This is a genomic window from Glycomyces tenuis DSM 44171 (assembly GCF_000427885.1).
GTDB classification, from domain to species: Bacteria; Actinomycetota; Actinomycetes; order Mycobacteriales; family Micromonosporaceae; genus Glycomyces; species Glycomyces tenuis.
The window spans coordinates 200,786-212,450 of sequence record NZ_ATYW01000002.1; the positions used below are offsets into that span (position 1 = coordinate 200,786).

The window sequence follows — 11,665 nt, forward strand, 5'->3', positions numbered from 1 at the left end:
AAGAAGCAATGGCCATTCGCAAGTACAAGCCGACGACCCCGGGTCGTCGCGGGTCCAGCGTCTCCGACTTCGCCGAGATCACCCGTTCGACGCCCGAGAAGTCGCTCGTCCGCCCGATCACCAAGACCGGCGGCCGCAACAACTCCGGCAAGATCTCGACCCGCCACCGCGGCGGCGGCCACAAGCGCCGTTACCGCGTGATCGACTTCCGCCGCCACGACAAGGACGGCGTGCCGGCGAAGGTCGCGGAGATCGAGTACGACCCGAACCGCACCGCGAACATCGCGCTGCTGCACTACGCCGACGGCGAGAAGCGCTACATCCTCGCGCCGAAAGGCGTCAAGCAGGGCGACCGGATCGAGAACGGCCCCGAGGCCGACATCAAGCCGGGCAACTCGCTCGAACTGCGGCACATCCCGGTCGGTACGACCGTGCACGCCGTGGAGCTCAAGCCCGGCGGCGGCGCGGCCCTCGGCCGCAGCGCCGGCGCCTCGATCCAGCTGCTCGCCCGCGAAGGCAAGTACGCGCACCTGCGCATGCCCTCCGGCGAGATCCGCCTGGTCCAGGTGACCTGCCGCGCCACCGTCGGCGAGGTCGGCAACGCCGAGCAGGGCAACATCAACTGGGGCAAGGCCGGCCGCATGCGCTGGAAGGGCTGGCGCCCGACCGTCCGCGGTGTCGTCATGAACCCGGTCGACCACCCGCACGGCGGCGGCGAGGGCCGGACCTCCGGCGGCCGCCACCCGGTGAACCCGAAGGGCAAGCCGGAGGGCCGCACGCGGAAGAAGAACCACCCGAACGACAGGCTCATCGTCCGTCGTCGCAAGGCCAGCCGGAAGCGGGGTAAGTAAGCCATGGGTCGCAGCTTGAAGAAGGGCCCCTTCGTCGACGACCACCTCCAGAAGAAGGTGGACGCGGCGATCGAGTCCAAGTCCAAGAACGTCATCAAGACCTGGTCGCGTCGCTCCACGATCACGCCCGACTTCATCGGGCTGACCTTCGGGGTCCACGACGGGCGGAAGCACGTTCCGGTGTACGTCACCGAGAACATGGTGGGGCACAAGCTCGGCGAGTTCGCGCCCACCCGCACGTTCCGCGGCCACGAGAAGGACGACCGCAAGAGCCGTCGCCGCTAGGCCACGGGCTTCGAGAACGAACGAAGGAATAGAACGATGGCAACACTGGAGCAGGAGGCTCCGAAGGCGCGCGCGGTGGCGCGGTACGTCCGCGTCGCTCCGCGCAAGGCGCGCCGCGTCGTCGACCTCGTGCGTGGCCTGCCCGTGGACGAGGCCCTGACGACCCTCGAGTTCGCGCCCTACAGCGCGGCCGAGGTCGTGTACAAGGTCGTCGCGTCGGCCTCGGCCAACGCGGAGAACAACCTGGGCCTGGACCCCGAGTCGCTCTTGATCTCCGAGATCAAGGTCGACGAGGGCCCGACGATGCGCCGCTACCGCCCCCGGGCCCACGGCCGCGCCTATCGGATCAACAAGCGCACCAGCCACATCACCGTGGTGGTGGAGTCCGTTCAGGCCGCCCCGGTCGACGCGGGCTCGATCCGCCGGCCCAAGGCCGCCGCCCCCAAGGCGGAGCCGAAGGCCGACAAGCCGGCCGAGGCCGACGAGAAGTCCGAGTCCGCTGAAAAGGAGGAGACCGAGTAATGGGTCAGAAGATCCACCCGCACGGGTACCGCCTCGGCATCAGCAGTGACTGGACGTCGCGCTGGTACGCCGACAAGGAATACGCCGACTACGTCGGCGAGGACGTGAAGATCCGCAAGCTCATGACCGAGGGTCTCGAGCGCGCCGGCATCAGCAAGGTCGACATCGAGCGCACCCGCGAGCGGGTCCGCGTCGACATCCACACCGCCCGCCCGGGCATCGTCATCGGCCGCAAGGGCGCCGAGGCGGACCGGCTGCGCGGACGCCTGGAGAAGCTGACCGGCAAGCAGGTCCAGCTGAACATCATCGAGGTCAAGAACCCCGACGTCGATGCTCAGCTCGTCGCCCAGGGCGTGGCCGAGCAGCTCGCCAGCCGCGTCAACTTCCGCCGCGCCATGCGCAAGGCCATCCAGTCGGCCATGCGCAACCCGACGGTCAAGGGCATCAAGGTGCAGTGCGCCGGCCGCCTCGGCGGCGCCGAGATGAGCCGCTCCGAGCAGTACCGCGAGGGCCAGGTCCCGCTGCACACGCTCCGCGCGAACATCGACTACGGCCTGTTCGAGGCCCACACGACCTTCGGCCGCATCGGCGTGAAGGTGTGGATCTACAAGGGCGAGGCCACGCTCAAGGAGCAGGCCGAGCAGGTGCAGCGCCGACGCGACTCGGGCGGCGAGCGGGGCGGGCGTCCCGGTCGCGGCCGCGGTGGCCGCGGAAGCCGGGGCCGCACCGCGAACACGGGCACGCCGCAGGGCGCGCAGCCCGCGGGCGAGTCGGCCGCTCCGGCGACCGAGGTCGGCGCCGCCGGCTCCGCCGAGACGAAGAAGCAGGAGGGTTGAGCGACATGCTCATGCCACGGAAACCGCCGCGCGGTTACCGCAAGCCCCACGCGCCCAAGCGCAAGGGCAAGGCGACTCGCGGCACTCGAGTGACGTTCGGCGAGTACGGCATCCAGGCGCTGGAGCACAGCTACGTGACCAACCGCCAGATCGAGGCGGCCCGTATCGCGATGACCCGCCACATCAAGCGCGGCGGCAAGGTCTGGATCAACATCTTCCCGGACCGCGCCATCACGAAGAAGCCGGCCGAGACCCGTCAGGGCTCCGGCAAGGGCTCGCCCGAGTTCTGGGTGGCCAACGTCAAGCCCGGCCGGGTGATGTTCGAGCTGTCGTTCCCGACCGAGACCATCGCCCACGAGGCGCTGATGCGGGCGATCCACAAACTGCCCATGAAGTGCCGCATCGTGACGCGTGAAGGTGCAGGTGAGTAGCGATGGCGACTGGTATCGACGCCGGTGAGCTCCGCGAGCTCAGCGACAAGGAGCTCCAGGCGAAACTCCTGGACAAGAAGGAAGAGCTGTTCAACCTGCGAGTCCGGGGTGCCACCGGCCAGCTGGAGAACAACCACATGCTCGGCCTGGTCCGCAAGGAGATCGCGCGGATCTACACCGTCATGAACGAGCGCCGGTTGGGCCTCAGCGCCACGCCGGAGGAGGTTGAAGAATGAGCGAGGAGACTGTCGACACTCGCGGCCGGCGCAAGGTGCTCGAGGGCGTCATCGTCGGCGACAAGATGGACAAGACCGCCGTGGTCGAAGTCGAGGACCGCAAGAAGCACCCGCTGTACGGCAAGGTCCTGCGGTCCACCAAGAAGTACAAGGCCCACGACGAGAACAACCAGTGCGGCGTCGGCGACCGCGTCTCCATCATGGAGACCCGGCCGCTGTCGAAGACGAAGCGCTGGCGCGTCGTGGAGATCCTTGAGAAGGCCAAGTAGGGAGATCGGGACGTGATTCAGCAAGAGTCGCGGCTGAAGGTCGCCGACAACACCGGTGCGCGGGAGATCCTGTGCATCCGGGTGCTGGGCGGCTCGGGCCGACGCTATGCCGGTATCGGCGACACGATCGTGGCCTCCGTCAAGGACGCCATCCCGGGCGCCGGTGTCAAGAAGGGCGATGTGGTCCAGGCCGTCATCGTGCGCACCGTCAAGGAGCGCCGCCGCCCGGACGGCTCGTACATCAAGTTCGACGAGAACGCCGCCGTCCTCGTCAAGGACGGCGAACCGCGAGGGACCCGCATCTTCGGGCCGGTCGCCCGTGAACTGCGCGACAAGCAGTACATGAAGATCATCTCCCTCGCACCGGAGGTGTTGTAGCGATGAAGGTGAAGAAAGGCGACCGGGTCCGCGTCATCGCGGGCAAGGACAAGGGAGCCGAGGGCCTGGTGCTGGAGGCGTACCCGAGCCGCGAGCGCGTGCTCGTCGAGGGCGTCAACCGGATCACCAAGCACACCAAGGCCGGCCAGACGGCGCGCGGTTCGCGCACCGGCGGGATCGTCACCCAGGAGGCGTCCATCCACGTCTCCAACGTGATGGTGCTCGACGCCGACAACCAGCCCACCCGCGTGGGCTACCGCAAGGACGACGACGGCCGCAAGGTGCGGATCTCCAAGCGGACGGGTAAGGACCTGTGATGACTGACGTTGCAGAGAAGATCGCTCCGCGCCTGAAGGAGACCTACAAGTCCGACATCAGGCCGAAGCTGACCGACGAGTTCAAGTACGTGAACCCGCACCAGGTGCCCGGTCTGACGAAGATCGTGGTGAACATGGGCGTGGGCGAGGCCGCTCGGGACTCCAAGCTCATCAACGGCGCGCTCGAGGACCTGGCGACGATCACCGGGCAGAAGCCCATCGTGCGTCGCGCCAAGAAGTCGATCGCGCAGTTCAAGCTGCGCGAGGGCCAGGCCATCGGCGCGAAGGTGACCCTTCGCGGCGACCGCATGTGGGAGTTCCTCGACCGGCTGCTGTCGATCGCGCTGCCCCGCATCCGCGACTTCCGCGGCCTGTCGGACCAGCAGTTCGACGGGAACGGCAACTACACGTTCGGCCTGACCGAGCAGGCGGTGTTCCCCGAGATCGACCAGGACAAGATCGACCGGGTGCGCGGCATGGACATCACGGTGGTGACCACCGCGAAGACCGACGACGAAGGCCGGGCGCTGCTGCGGCACCTGGGCTTCCCGTTCAAGGAGAACGACTAATGGCGAAGAAAGCCCTCATCGCGAAGGCCAAGCGCAAGCCGAAGTTCGCCGTGCGCGCCTACAGCCGCTGCCAGAAGTGCGGCCGCCCGAAGGCCGTCTACCGCAAGTTCGGCCTGTGCCGCGTCTGCGTGCGCGACATGGCCCACGCGGGCGAACTCCCGGGCGTCCACAAGGCCTCCTGGTAAGGAACTCAGATCGCTACAGGCCCCCGGCCCACCGCGGGGGAACCGGAGTGAGAAAGGTAAACACAGCCAATGACAATGACCGACCCGATCGCAGACATGCTGACGCGTCTGCGGAACGCCAACCAGGCTTACCACGACACCACGTCGATGCCGCACTCCAAGATGAAGGCCTCCATCGCCGAGGTCCTCAAGCAGGAGGGCTACATCGCCGACTGGCGCGTCGAGGAGCCCGAGGAGGGCAAAGTCGGCAAGAAGCTTGTCGTCGACCTGAAGTTCGGCGAGCACCGCGAGCGGTCCCTGGCGGGCCTGCGCCGCGTCTCGAAGCCGGGCCTGCGGGTCTACGCCAAGTCCACGGAGCTGCCGCGCGTGCTCGGCGGCCTGGGTGTGGCCATCGTGTCCACCTCCCAGGGCCTGCTGACCGACCGCCAGGCTCGCAAGCGCGGCGTGGGCGGCGAAGTCATCGCCTACATCTGGTAGTCAAGGAGGGTATGAAGCATGTCCCGCATTGGGAAGCAGCCGATCCAGGTGCCCTCCGGCGTCGACGTGAAGATCGACGGCGCGACGGTCACCGTGAAGGGCCCCAAGGGCCAGCTCGTCCGCGAGCTGCCCGAGCCCATCGGCATCGAGAAGAACGAGGACGGTTCGCTCCAGGTGACCCGCCCCAACGACGAGCGCAAGTCGCGGGCCCTGCACGGCCTGGCGCGCAGCCTCGTCAACAACATGGTCGTCGGCGTCTCCGAGGGGTACACGAAGTCCCTGGAGATCAACGGCACCGGTTACCGCGCGCAGGCCAAGGGCAAGGGTGTGGAGATGAGCCTCGGCTTCTCCCACACCATCCAGGTCGACGCGCCGGAGGGCATCTCGTTCAAGGTCGAGAAGCCGACCCTGCTGCACGTCGAGGGCATCGACAAGCAGCTGGTCGGCCAGGTCGCCTCGAACATCCGCCGACTGCGTCCGCCGGAACCCTACAAGGGCAAGGGCGTGAAGTACGTCGACGAGCGCATCCGCCGCAAGGCCGGGAAGGCAGGTAAGTAATGGCGAGCAAACTCGAGCGCCGTCGCCCGTCTGGGTCCGTCTCCCAGCGCCGGCGGATCGCGAAGAACCGGCGCCACTTCCGTGGCCGCAAGAAGATCACCGGCACGGCCGAGCAGCCGCGCCTGGCGGTGTTCCGCTCCTCGAAGCACATCGTGGCCCAGGTCATCGACGACACGAAGGGCCACACGCTGGCCGCCGCGTCGACGGTCGAGCCCGGCCTGCGCGCCTTCGAGGGTGACAAGACCGCGAAGGCCAAGGAGGTCGGCAAACTCGTCGCCGAGCGCGCGAAGGAGGCCGGCGTCGAGGCGGTCGTCTTCGACCGCGGCGGTCTGAAGTACCACGGCCGCATCGCGGCCCTGGCCGACGCCGCCCGCGACGGCGGACTGAAGTTCTAGCACCGTAGAACGGCTTGAAGGCCGGGGAGGAGCGCAGCTCCTCCCCGGCTTTTCGCGTGTCCGCGAACGGTGCGCTCGACACGCCGATCGAACTAGAATGTAGGAGGGGGCACGCAGTGCTACGTATCCTGAGGAGGTGACAAACATGGGAATGCTGATGAACGGCAAGGGGCAGGTCACCGTGCCTGCGGACATCCGAGCCCACCAAGGGTGGCAGCCAGGAGACGAATTCGAGTTCGTCGAGGAGGACGACCAGGTCATCCTCAAGCCGGTTCCGCGCACCGAGACTCGGGGGGAGCAGTTCGTGAGGCGTATCGCCGGGAAGGGCACGGCGAACATGGACAAGACCACCGACGAGCTCATGGAGATGCTCCGTGGGGACTGACCCCGTCTGGACGCTGGTCGACAGCAACATATGGATAGACGTGTTCGGGCACCCCAGCGCCTGGAGGGACTGGTCACTGCGGGCTTTGGCGAAGGCCTTCGATGAAGGCCCGCTGTGCACGAACCAACTCATCTATGCGGAGGTCTCGATCCGGTTCGACCGGATCGAGGATCTCGAGCACCTGATGGCACCACACGAGGTCGTGCGGGAGGAACTGCCCTACGAGGCCGCCTTCCTCGCCGGTAAGGCCTTCAATCAGTACAAGCGCCGTGGCGGCATGAAACGGTCGCCGATTCCGGACTTCTACATCGGTGGCCACGCCGCAGTGCGCGGCTATCGGCTTCTCACTCGTGATACCACGAGGTTCACGACCTATTTCCCCAAGCTGGACATCATCGGTCCCGAGTGACCGAGCCGGGGAGGAGCCGCGCTCCTCCCCGGCTTTTCCGTTCCTGGTGGATCCATGGTGCGGAACACGCCGTGGCGGCCTTGAACGGGCGGGTTGGCTGGGGGAGACTGTCCCGATGCGATCCCCGAAGTTGAGCCGCAAAGCGGTGCTGGCCTCCGGTTTGGCCGCCTCGCTCGCCGCCGCCGGCTGCTCCGGGTCCGAGGACGGACCCGACGAGGGCGCCGACTCGGGCACCGGGCAGGATGGGGCCATCGACGATGCGCAGGCGTACGTGAGCGGGCAGCTGGCGTCCATGACCCTCGAGGAGAAGGTCGGCCAGCTGTTCATGGTGTACGTCCACGGCGCGAGCGCCGACACCGACGACCCCGACGCCGTCGCGAGCAATCGAGAGCGCCTCGGGGTCGACAACGCCGCCGAGCTCATCGCCGCCTTCCGGCCGGGCGGGATCATCTACTTCCACTGGGCGGGCAACGTCGAGGACCCGGCCCAGACCGCGGCCCTGTCCAACGGGCTCCAGGAGGCCGCCACCGCCGACGGCGGCGTGCCGCTGCTCGTGGCCGTCGACCAGGAGTACGGCGTCGTCGCCCGCATCGGCGAGCCGGCCACGCAGTTCCCCGGCGCGATGCCGCTGGGTGCCGTGGGGGAGGCCGAGACCGCGAAGCGGGCCGCCGAGCTCGCCGGCGCCGAACTGCGCGCCATGGGCCTGAACCAGAACTTCGCCCCCGACGCCGACGTCAACGTCGACCCGGCCAACCCGGTCATCGGGGTGCGGTCGTTCTCCTCCGATCCGAAGCTCACCGCCGAGCTGACGGCCGCCCAGATCACCGGCTACCAGGCCGGCGGGGTCGCCGCCTCGGCGAAGCACTTCCCCGGCCACGGCGACACCGATGTGGACAGCCACGTGGGCCTGCCGGTGATCACCCACTCCGCCGAGGAGTGGGCCGAGATCGACGCCCCGCCGTTCGAGGCCGCGATCGAGGCCGGCGTCGACATGGTCATGTCGGCGCACCTCCAGTTCCCCGCGCTCGACGACTCGCTGCGCCCCGCGACGCTGTCGGAGCCGATCCTGACCGGCCTCCTGCGGGACCGGCTCGGCTTCGAAGGCGTGATCGTCACCGACTCGCTGGAGATGGAGGGCGTGCGCACCGAGTTCGGCGACGAGAAGGTGCCGGTCATGGCGCTCCAGGCCGGAATCGACCTGCTGCTCATGCCGCCGGACTTCCGCCTGGCGCGGGACGCGGTGCTCGAGGCCGTGGCCTCGGGGGAGCTGACCGAGGAGCGCATCGACGCCTCGGTCGAGCGGCTGCTGCTGCTCAAGCACCGCCGCGGCATCGTGGCGGAGCCGTTCACCGACGCGGAGGCCGTGTCGGACGTGGTCGGCACGGACGAGCACCACGCGGCGGCCGACGAGATCGCCGAACGGGCCCTGACGCTGCTGCAGAACGACGGCGTCCTCCCGCTCGGCTCCGACGGCCCTTCGGTGCTGGTCACCGGCTGGGGCGAGAACACGACCGCCGTGATCGCCGAGGAGCTCGAGCGCCTCGGGGCGCGGGCCGAGGCGGTGGTGACCGGCGAGGAGCCGGACGCCGCCGCGATCGCCTCGGCGGTGGACGGGGCCGCGGGCAAGGACCTGGTCGTGGTCTCGACGTTCGCGGTCGCCTCGGGCTCGCCGCAGATCGAGCTCGTCGAGTCCCTCCTGGACTCGGGAGTCCCAGTGGTCGCGGCGGCGGTCGGGACCCCCTACGACATCTCCCACATCACCGGCGTCAACGCGTACCTGGCGAGCTACTCCTACACCGATGGTTCACTGCGGTCCCTCGCCGCCGCGATCCTCGGCGAGACCACTCCGCAGGGCAGGCTTCCGGTGGACGTTCCCGCAGCTGACAACCCCGATACGGTGCTGTTCGAGATCGGGTCCGGATTGGACTGGTAGGCCCGCTTCGCTCGGACGATCCTGGTATTCACCGGGAAGTAGCAGAAAATTACTTTCATGAGCTTGACTCTTTGTGGAGTTTCTCTCCATACTGGGGTCCAAGTGTGATACCTCGCACTTCCCCCGATAGGTAGATCTCCTGACAAGCAGGGAGTCTCGTGTGAACGACTTCTCAAGTGACGAAACCAGACCAAGACGCCGAGGCGTCCGGGCCCTCATCGGCCTCGTCGCCTCGGCGGTGCTCACCGCCGCCATGCTGGCCGTGGCGAGCCCGGCCTCGGCCCAGTCCAACCCGATCGGTATCGACGTCTCGCACTACCAGGGCTCGATCAACTGGACCTCGGTCAAGAACGCCGGGATCGACTTCGCCTACATCAAGGCCACCGAGGGCACCACGTACCTCGACCCCCGGTTCGACACCAACTACCCGGCCGCCTACCACGCCGGGGTCATCCGCGGCGCCTACCACTTCGCGCGGCCCTCGTCCTCGTCCGGCGCGGCGCAGGCGAACTTCTTCGCCTCGAACGGCGGCGCCTGGTCGGCCGACAACCTGACCCTGCCCGGCGCCCTCGACCTCGAGGCCCCGCCCTCGGGCGCGAGGTGCTACGGCCTCTCCACCACCCAGATGCGCAACTGGATCACCGACTTCTACAACACGTACAAGTCGAGGACCGGCCGCGACATGGTCATCTACACCACCGCCTCGTGGTGGAACAGCTGCACCGGCTCGTGGACCGGCATGGCCTCCAAGAGCCCGCTGTGGGTGGCGCACTGGGGCGTCTCGAGCCCGTCCCTCCCCGCGGGCTGGAACAACACCACCTGGACGTTCTGGCAGTACACCTCGACCGGATCGGTCTCGGGCATCGCCGGCAACGTCGACCGCAACAACTTCAACGGCTCGCAGGCGCGCCTGCTGGCCCTCGCGAACAACACGTAGTTCCCCCGGCCCGGAGGCCAGAAGACCTCTGGCCTCCGGGCCCTTCGTCTGGAGGCAGGCATGGACCACCACGATCGCATCCGGCGCCGGCTCCTGTTCGGGGCCGGGGCGGCGGGGCTGCTCGGCGCCGTCGGCATCGCCGCCGCGCCGAGCGCGCACGCGGCCGTCGAACCCGACATCGACTCGACCGCCGAGTGGGGCGCCCGGCCCCCGAACGGCACCAACCCCGTCATCTGGGGCAGCCCCGACAAGCTCATCGTGCACCACACGGTCTCGGCCAACACCGAGGACTTCTCGCGCGAGCAGGCGCACGCCCACGCGCACTGGGTGCAGGACCTGCACATGGACGGCAACGGCTGGCGCGACTCGGGCTACAACTTCGTGGTCAGCCGCGGCGGCTGGATCACCGAGGGCTGCACCGGATCCCTCCCGGCGCTCCTCGACGGCGACCGCTTCGTCCAGGGCATCCACACCGCGGGCCAGAACACGCAGGGCATCGGGATCTCCAATGAGGGCTCCTACCACGAGGGCGCCGAACCGCCCGCGGCCCAATGGGAGGCGCTGGTGACGCTGTGCGCCTACGCCTGCGAGCAGTACGCGATCCCCTCCTCGGAGATCTACGGCCACATGGACTTCGGTTCGACGCTGTGCCCGGGGATCTTCCACGAGCGGCTCCCGCGGCTGCGAGACGAGGTCGAGCGGGCGCGCGATCTCTAGACCGTCACGACAGGGGCCGCAGTCGGTCGGAGACGGCCGCGGCGGTGGCGGCCAGCGCCTTGGCGCTGCGCCGCCGCAGCTTCGCGGCGACGCCGACGAACAGGCAGTCGACCACCATGAGCTGGGCGATCCGGCTCACCGTCGCTCCCGAGCGGTACGTCGTCTCCCGCGCGGCGGTGGTGAGCACGTGGTCGGCGACCGAGGCCAGCGGCGAGCGGGCGTGGTTGGTGATCGCCACCGTCGCGGCCCCGCGGGCCCGCGCGGCCTCCAGGAACTCGACGGTCTCCGTCGTCGCACCCGAATGCGAGATCCCCACGGCCGCGTCGCGGTCGCTCGCCAGCGCCGTCGCCACGAGCGCGGAGTGCACGTCGGGCCAGCAGAACGCCGTGCAGCCGATGCGGTGGAGCTTCTTGGTCAGATCCGACCCCACGATTCCCGAGGCCTCGACGCCGAAGACGTCGACGCGCCCGGCCGCGGCGAGCGCGGCGACGGCGGCCTCGCAGGCGTCGGTGTCGAGCGCGTCGGCGGTGTCGGTGATGGCCCCGACGTCGGCGTAGCTGACGGTGGCGATGATGCGGGCCATGTCGGCGCCGGTGGGGATGTCGCCGCCGGCGATCTCCCGGGACGGGCCCTCCCCGGTCCAGATGACGGCCTGGGCGGCCCGCATCCGCAGCTCGCGGTGCCCGGCCAGCCCCAAGGAGCGGCAGAATCGGACGACGGTGGCCTCCGAGGTCCCGGCGGCGCGGGCCAGTTCGGTGATGGTGCGCGTCGAGGCGGCCTCTGGTTCGCGGATGATCTCTTGGGCGACCTTCGTCTCGGCCTTCGACAGCGAGGGCAGGAGGGACTTGATGAGCACCAGGAGGTTCGGCGTGTCGGTGCGGCTGGCTGGCATGTGGACACGGTACACCCGAAGCAACGGTACATTTCTTCACAAAACCAGACTGTGATGAAATTTCTCTTCATTGAGCTAGGCTC

At 68.6% G+C, this 11,665-nt stretch carries 20 protein-coding genes; 19 read left to right on the top strand and 1 reads right to left on the bottom strand.

Going from position 1 to position 11,665, the window contains the following annotated elements; all coding sequences use genetic code 11:
* Positions 1–8 precede the first annotated feature (8 nt).
* The 19 genes from rplB (at position 9) to YWW_RS0103550 (ending at position 10,690) form a co-directional block, all read left to right on the top strand.
* Positions 9–851 (top strand): 50S ribosomal protein L2, encoded by an 843-nt coding sequence (gene rplB, locus YWW_RS0103460; RefSeq protein ID WP_026928999.1) that lies wholly within the window; start codon positions 9–11, stop codon positions 849–851.
* A gap of 3 nt (positions 852–854) precedes the next feature.
* The gene (gene rpsS, locus YWW_RS0103465; protein ID WP_026929000.1) at positions 855–1,136 is read left to right on the top strand and encodes a 30S ribosomal protein S19; all 282 of its coding nucleotides are present in this window, start codon (positions 855–857) and stop codon (positions 1,134–1,136) included.
* Positions 1,137–1,172: 36 nt separating this feature from the next.
* Positions 1,173–1,658: a 50S ribosomal protein L22 gene (gene rplV, locus YWW_RS0103470; protein ID WP_026929001.1), complete on the top strand. Its 486-nt coding sequence runs from the start codon at positions 1,173–1,175 to the stop codon at positions 1,656–1,658.
* Positions 1,658–2,494, top strand: coding sequence for a 30S ribosomal protein S3 (gene rpsC, locus YWW_RS0103475; protein WP_026929002.1), 837 nt, complete (start codon positions 1,658–1,660; stop codon positions 2,492–2,494). The genes rplV and rpsC overlap by 1 nt, the downstream gene beginning before the upstream one ends.
* 5 nt (positions 2,495–2,499) lie before the next feature.
* On the top strand, positions 2,500–2,925 hold the full coding sequence (rplP, locus tag YWW_RS0103480) for a 50S ribosomal protein L16 (protein ID WP_026929003.1): 426 nt from the start codon (positions 2,500–2,502) through the stop codon (positions 2,923–2,925).
* Positions 2,926–2,927: 2 nt separating this feature from the next.
* Entirely contained in the window at positions 2,928–3,161 is a 234-nt protein-coding gene (gene rpmC, locus YWW_RS0103485; RefSeq protein ID WP_026929004.1) for a 50S ribosomal protein L29, read from the top strand.
* Positions 3,158–3,430, top strand: coding sequence for a 30S ribosomal protein S17 (gene rpsQ / locus YWW_RS0103490; RefSeq protein ID WP_026929005.1), 273 nt, complete (start codon positions 3,158–3,160; stop codon positions 3,428–3,430). The genes rpmC and rpsQ overlap by 4 nt, the downstream gene beginning before the upstream one ends.
* Before the next feature lie 12 nt (positions 3,431–3,442).
* Complete coding sequence (gene rplN / locus YWW_RS0103495; RefSeq protein ID WP_026929006.1) at positions 3,443–3,808, top strand: 50S ribosomal protein L14; 366 nt, start codon at positions 3,443–3,445, stop codon at positions 3,806–3,808.
* 2 nt (positions 3,809–3,810) lie between these two features.
* Positions 3,811–4,125, top strand: coding sequence for a 50S ribosomal protein L24 (gene rplX, locus YWW_RS0103500; protein ID WP_026929007.1), 315 nt, complete (start codon positions 3,811–3,813; stop codon positions 4,123–4,125).
* Complete coding sequence (gene rplE, locus YWW_RS0103505) at positions 4,125–4,694, top strand: 50S ribosomal protein L5 (protein ID WP_026929008.1); 570 nt, start codon at positions 4,125–4,127, stop codon at positions 4,692–4,694. The genes rplX and rplE overlap by 1 nt, the downstream gene beginning before the upstream one ends.
* The gene (locus tag YWW_RS0103510) at positions 4,694–4,879 is read left to right on the top strand and encodes a type Z 30S ribosomal protein S14 (protein ID WP_026929009.1); all 186 of its coding nucleotides are present in this window, start codon (positions 4,694–4,696) and stop codon (positions 4,877–4,879) included. The genes rplE and YWW_RS0103510 overlap by 1 nt, the downstream gene beginning before the upstream one ends.
* A gap of 69 nt (positions 4,880–4,948) precedes the next feature.
* The gene (gene rpsH, locus YWW_RS0103515; protein WP_026929010.1) at positions 4,949–5,356 is read left to right on the top strand and encodes a 30S ribosomal protein S8; all 408 of its coding nucleotides are present in this window, start codon (positions 4,949–4,951) and stop codon (positions 5,354–5,356) included.
* A gap of 18 nt (positions 5,357–5,374) precedes the next feature.
* Positions 5,375–5,914, top strand: coding sequence for a 50S ribosomal protein L6 (gene rplF, locus YWW_RS0103520; protein WP_026929011.1), 540 nt, complete (start codon positions 5,375–5,377; stop codon positions 5,912–5,914).
* Positions 5,914–6,309: a 50S ribosomal protein L18 gene (gene rplR, locus YWW_RS0103525; RefSeq protein WP_026929012.1), complete on the top strand. Its 396-nt coding sequence runs from the start codon at positions 5,914–5,916 to the stop codon at positions 6,307–6,309. Before rplF ends, rplR begins: the two co-directional genes overlap by 1 nt.
* A 145-nt stretch (positions 6,310–6,454) precedes the next feature.
* A complete protein-coding gene (locus tag YWW_RS0103530) occupies positions 6,455–6,694 on the top strand; it encodes an AbrB/MazE/SpoVT family DNA-binding domain-containing protein (RefSeq protein WP_081687166.1) in 240 nt (79 codons plus the stop codon).
* Positions 6,684–7,103 carry a type II toxin-antitoxin system VapC family toxin gene (locus tag YWW_RS0103535; protein ID WP_026929014.1) on the top strand — a complete coding sequence of 140 codons (420 nt, stop codon included), beginning with the start codon at positions 6,684–6,686 and terminating at the stop codon, positions 7,101–7,103. The genes YWW_RS0103530 and YWW_RS0103535 overlap by 11 nt, the downstream gene beginning before the upstream one ends.
* A 115-nt stretch (positions 7,104–7,218) precedes the next feature.
* The gene (locus YWW_RS0103540; protein WP_026929015.1) at positions 7,219–9,036 is read left to right on the top strand and encodes a glycoside hydrolase family 3 protein; all 1,818 of its coding nucleotides are present in this window, start codon (positions 7,219–7,221) and stop codon (positions 9,034–9,036) included.
* Positions 9,037–9,289: 253 nt separating this feature from the next.
* Positions 9,290–9,973, top strand: coding sequence for a GH25 family lysozyme (locus YWW_RS0103545; protein ID WP_081687196.1), 684 nt, complete (start codon positions 9,290–9,292; stop codon positions 9,971–9,973).
* 60 nt (positions 9,974–10,033) lie between these two features.
* Entirely contained in the window at positions 10,034–10,690 is a 657-nt protein-coding gene (locus YWW_RS0103550) for a peptidoglycan recognition protein family protein (protein WP_026929017.1), read from the top strand.
* 4 nt (positions 10,691–10,694) lie between these two features.
* Here YWW_RS0103550 and YWW_RS0103555 read toward each other — a convergent pair whose 3' ends face one another.
* On the bottom strand, positions 10,695–11,582 hold the full coding sequence (locus YWW_RS0103555; protein WP_026929018.1) for a MurR/RpiR family transcriptional regulator: 888 nt from the start codon (positions 11,580–11,582) through the stop codon (positions 10,695–10,697).
* Positions 11,583–11,665 lie beyond the last annotated feature (83 nt).

Excerpts from the sequence above, each read along its gene's own strand:
- rpsH (WP_026929010.1), top strand. The coding sequence starts at position 4,949 with ATGACAATGACCGACCCGATCGCAGACATGCTGACGCGTCTGCGGAAC.
- rpsC (WP_026929002.1), top strand. The coding sequence starts at position 1,658 with ATGGGTCAGAAGATCCACCCGCACGGGTACCGCCTCGGCATCAGCAGT.
- YWW_RS0103510 (WP_026929009.1), top strand. The coding sequence starts at position 4,694 with ATGGCGAAGAAAGCCCTCATCGCGAAGGCCAAGCGCAAGCCGAAGTTC.
- rplV (WP_026929001.1), top strand. The coding sequence starts at position 1,173 with ATGGCAACACTGGAGCAGGAGGCTCCGAAGGCGCGCGCGGTGGCGCGG.
- rpsS (WP_026929000.1), top strand. The coding sequence starts at position 855 with ATGGGTCGCAGCTTGAAGAAGGGCCCCTTCGTCGACGACCACCTCCAG.
- rplE (WP_026929008.1), top strand. The coding sequence starts at position 4,125 with ATGACTGACGTTGCAGAGAAGATCGCTCCGCGCCTGAAGGAGACCTAC.
- YWW_RS0103555 (WP_026929018.1), bottom strand. The coding sequence starts at position 11,582 with ATGCCAGCCAGCCGCACCGACACGCCGAACCTCCTGGTGCTCATCAAG.
- YWW_RS0103545 (WP_081687196.1), top strand. The coding sequence starts at position 9,290 with ATGCTGGCCGTGGCGAGCCCGGCCTCGGCCCAGTCCAACCCGATCGGT.
- rplB (WP_026928999.1), top strand. The coding sequence starts at position 9 with ATGGCCATTCGCAAGTACAAGCCGACGACCCCGGGTCGTCGCGGGTCC.
- rplP (WP_026929003.1), top strand. The coding sequence starts at position 2,500 with ATGCTCATGCCACGGAAACCGCCGCGCGGTTACCGCAAGCCCCACGCG.
- rpmC (WP_026929004.1), top strand. The coding sequence starts at position 2,928 with ATGGCGACTGGTATCGACGCCGGTGAGCTCCGCGAGCTCAGCGACAAG.
- rplX (WP_026929007.1), top strand. The coding sequence starts at position 3,811 with ATGAAGGTGAAGAAAGGCGACCGGGTCCGCGTCATCGCGGGCAAGGAC.
- YWW_RS0103550 (WP_026929017.1), top strand. The coding sequence starts at position 10,034 with ATGGACCACCACGATCGCATCCGGCGCCGGCTCCTGTTCGGGGCCGGG.
- YWW_RS0103540 (WP_026929015.1), top strand. The coding sequence starts at position 7,219 with ATGCGATCCCCGAAGTTGAGCCGCAAAGCGGTGCTGGCCTCCGGTTTG.
- rplR (WP_026929012.1), top strand. The coding sequence starts at position 5,914 with ATGGCGAGCAAACTCGAGCGCCGTCGCCCGTCTGGGTCCGTCTCCCAG.
- rpsQ (WP_026929005.1), top strand. The coding sequence starts at position 3,158 with ATGAGCGAGGAGACTGTCGACACTCGCGGCCGGCGCAAGGTGCTCGAG.
- YWW_RS0103530 (WP_081687166.1), top strand. The coding sequence starts at position 6,455 with ATGGGAATGCTGATGAACGGCAAGGGGCAGGTCACCGTGCCTGCGGAC.
- rplF (WP_026929011.1), top strand. The coding sequence starts at position 5,375 with ATGTCCCGCATTGGGAAGCAGCCGATCCAGGTGCCCTCCGGCGTCGAC.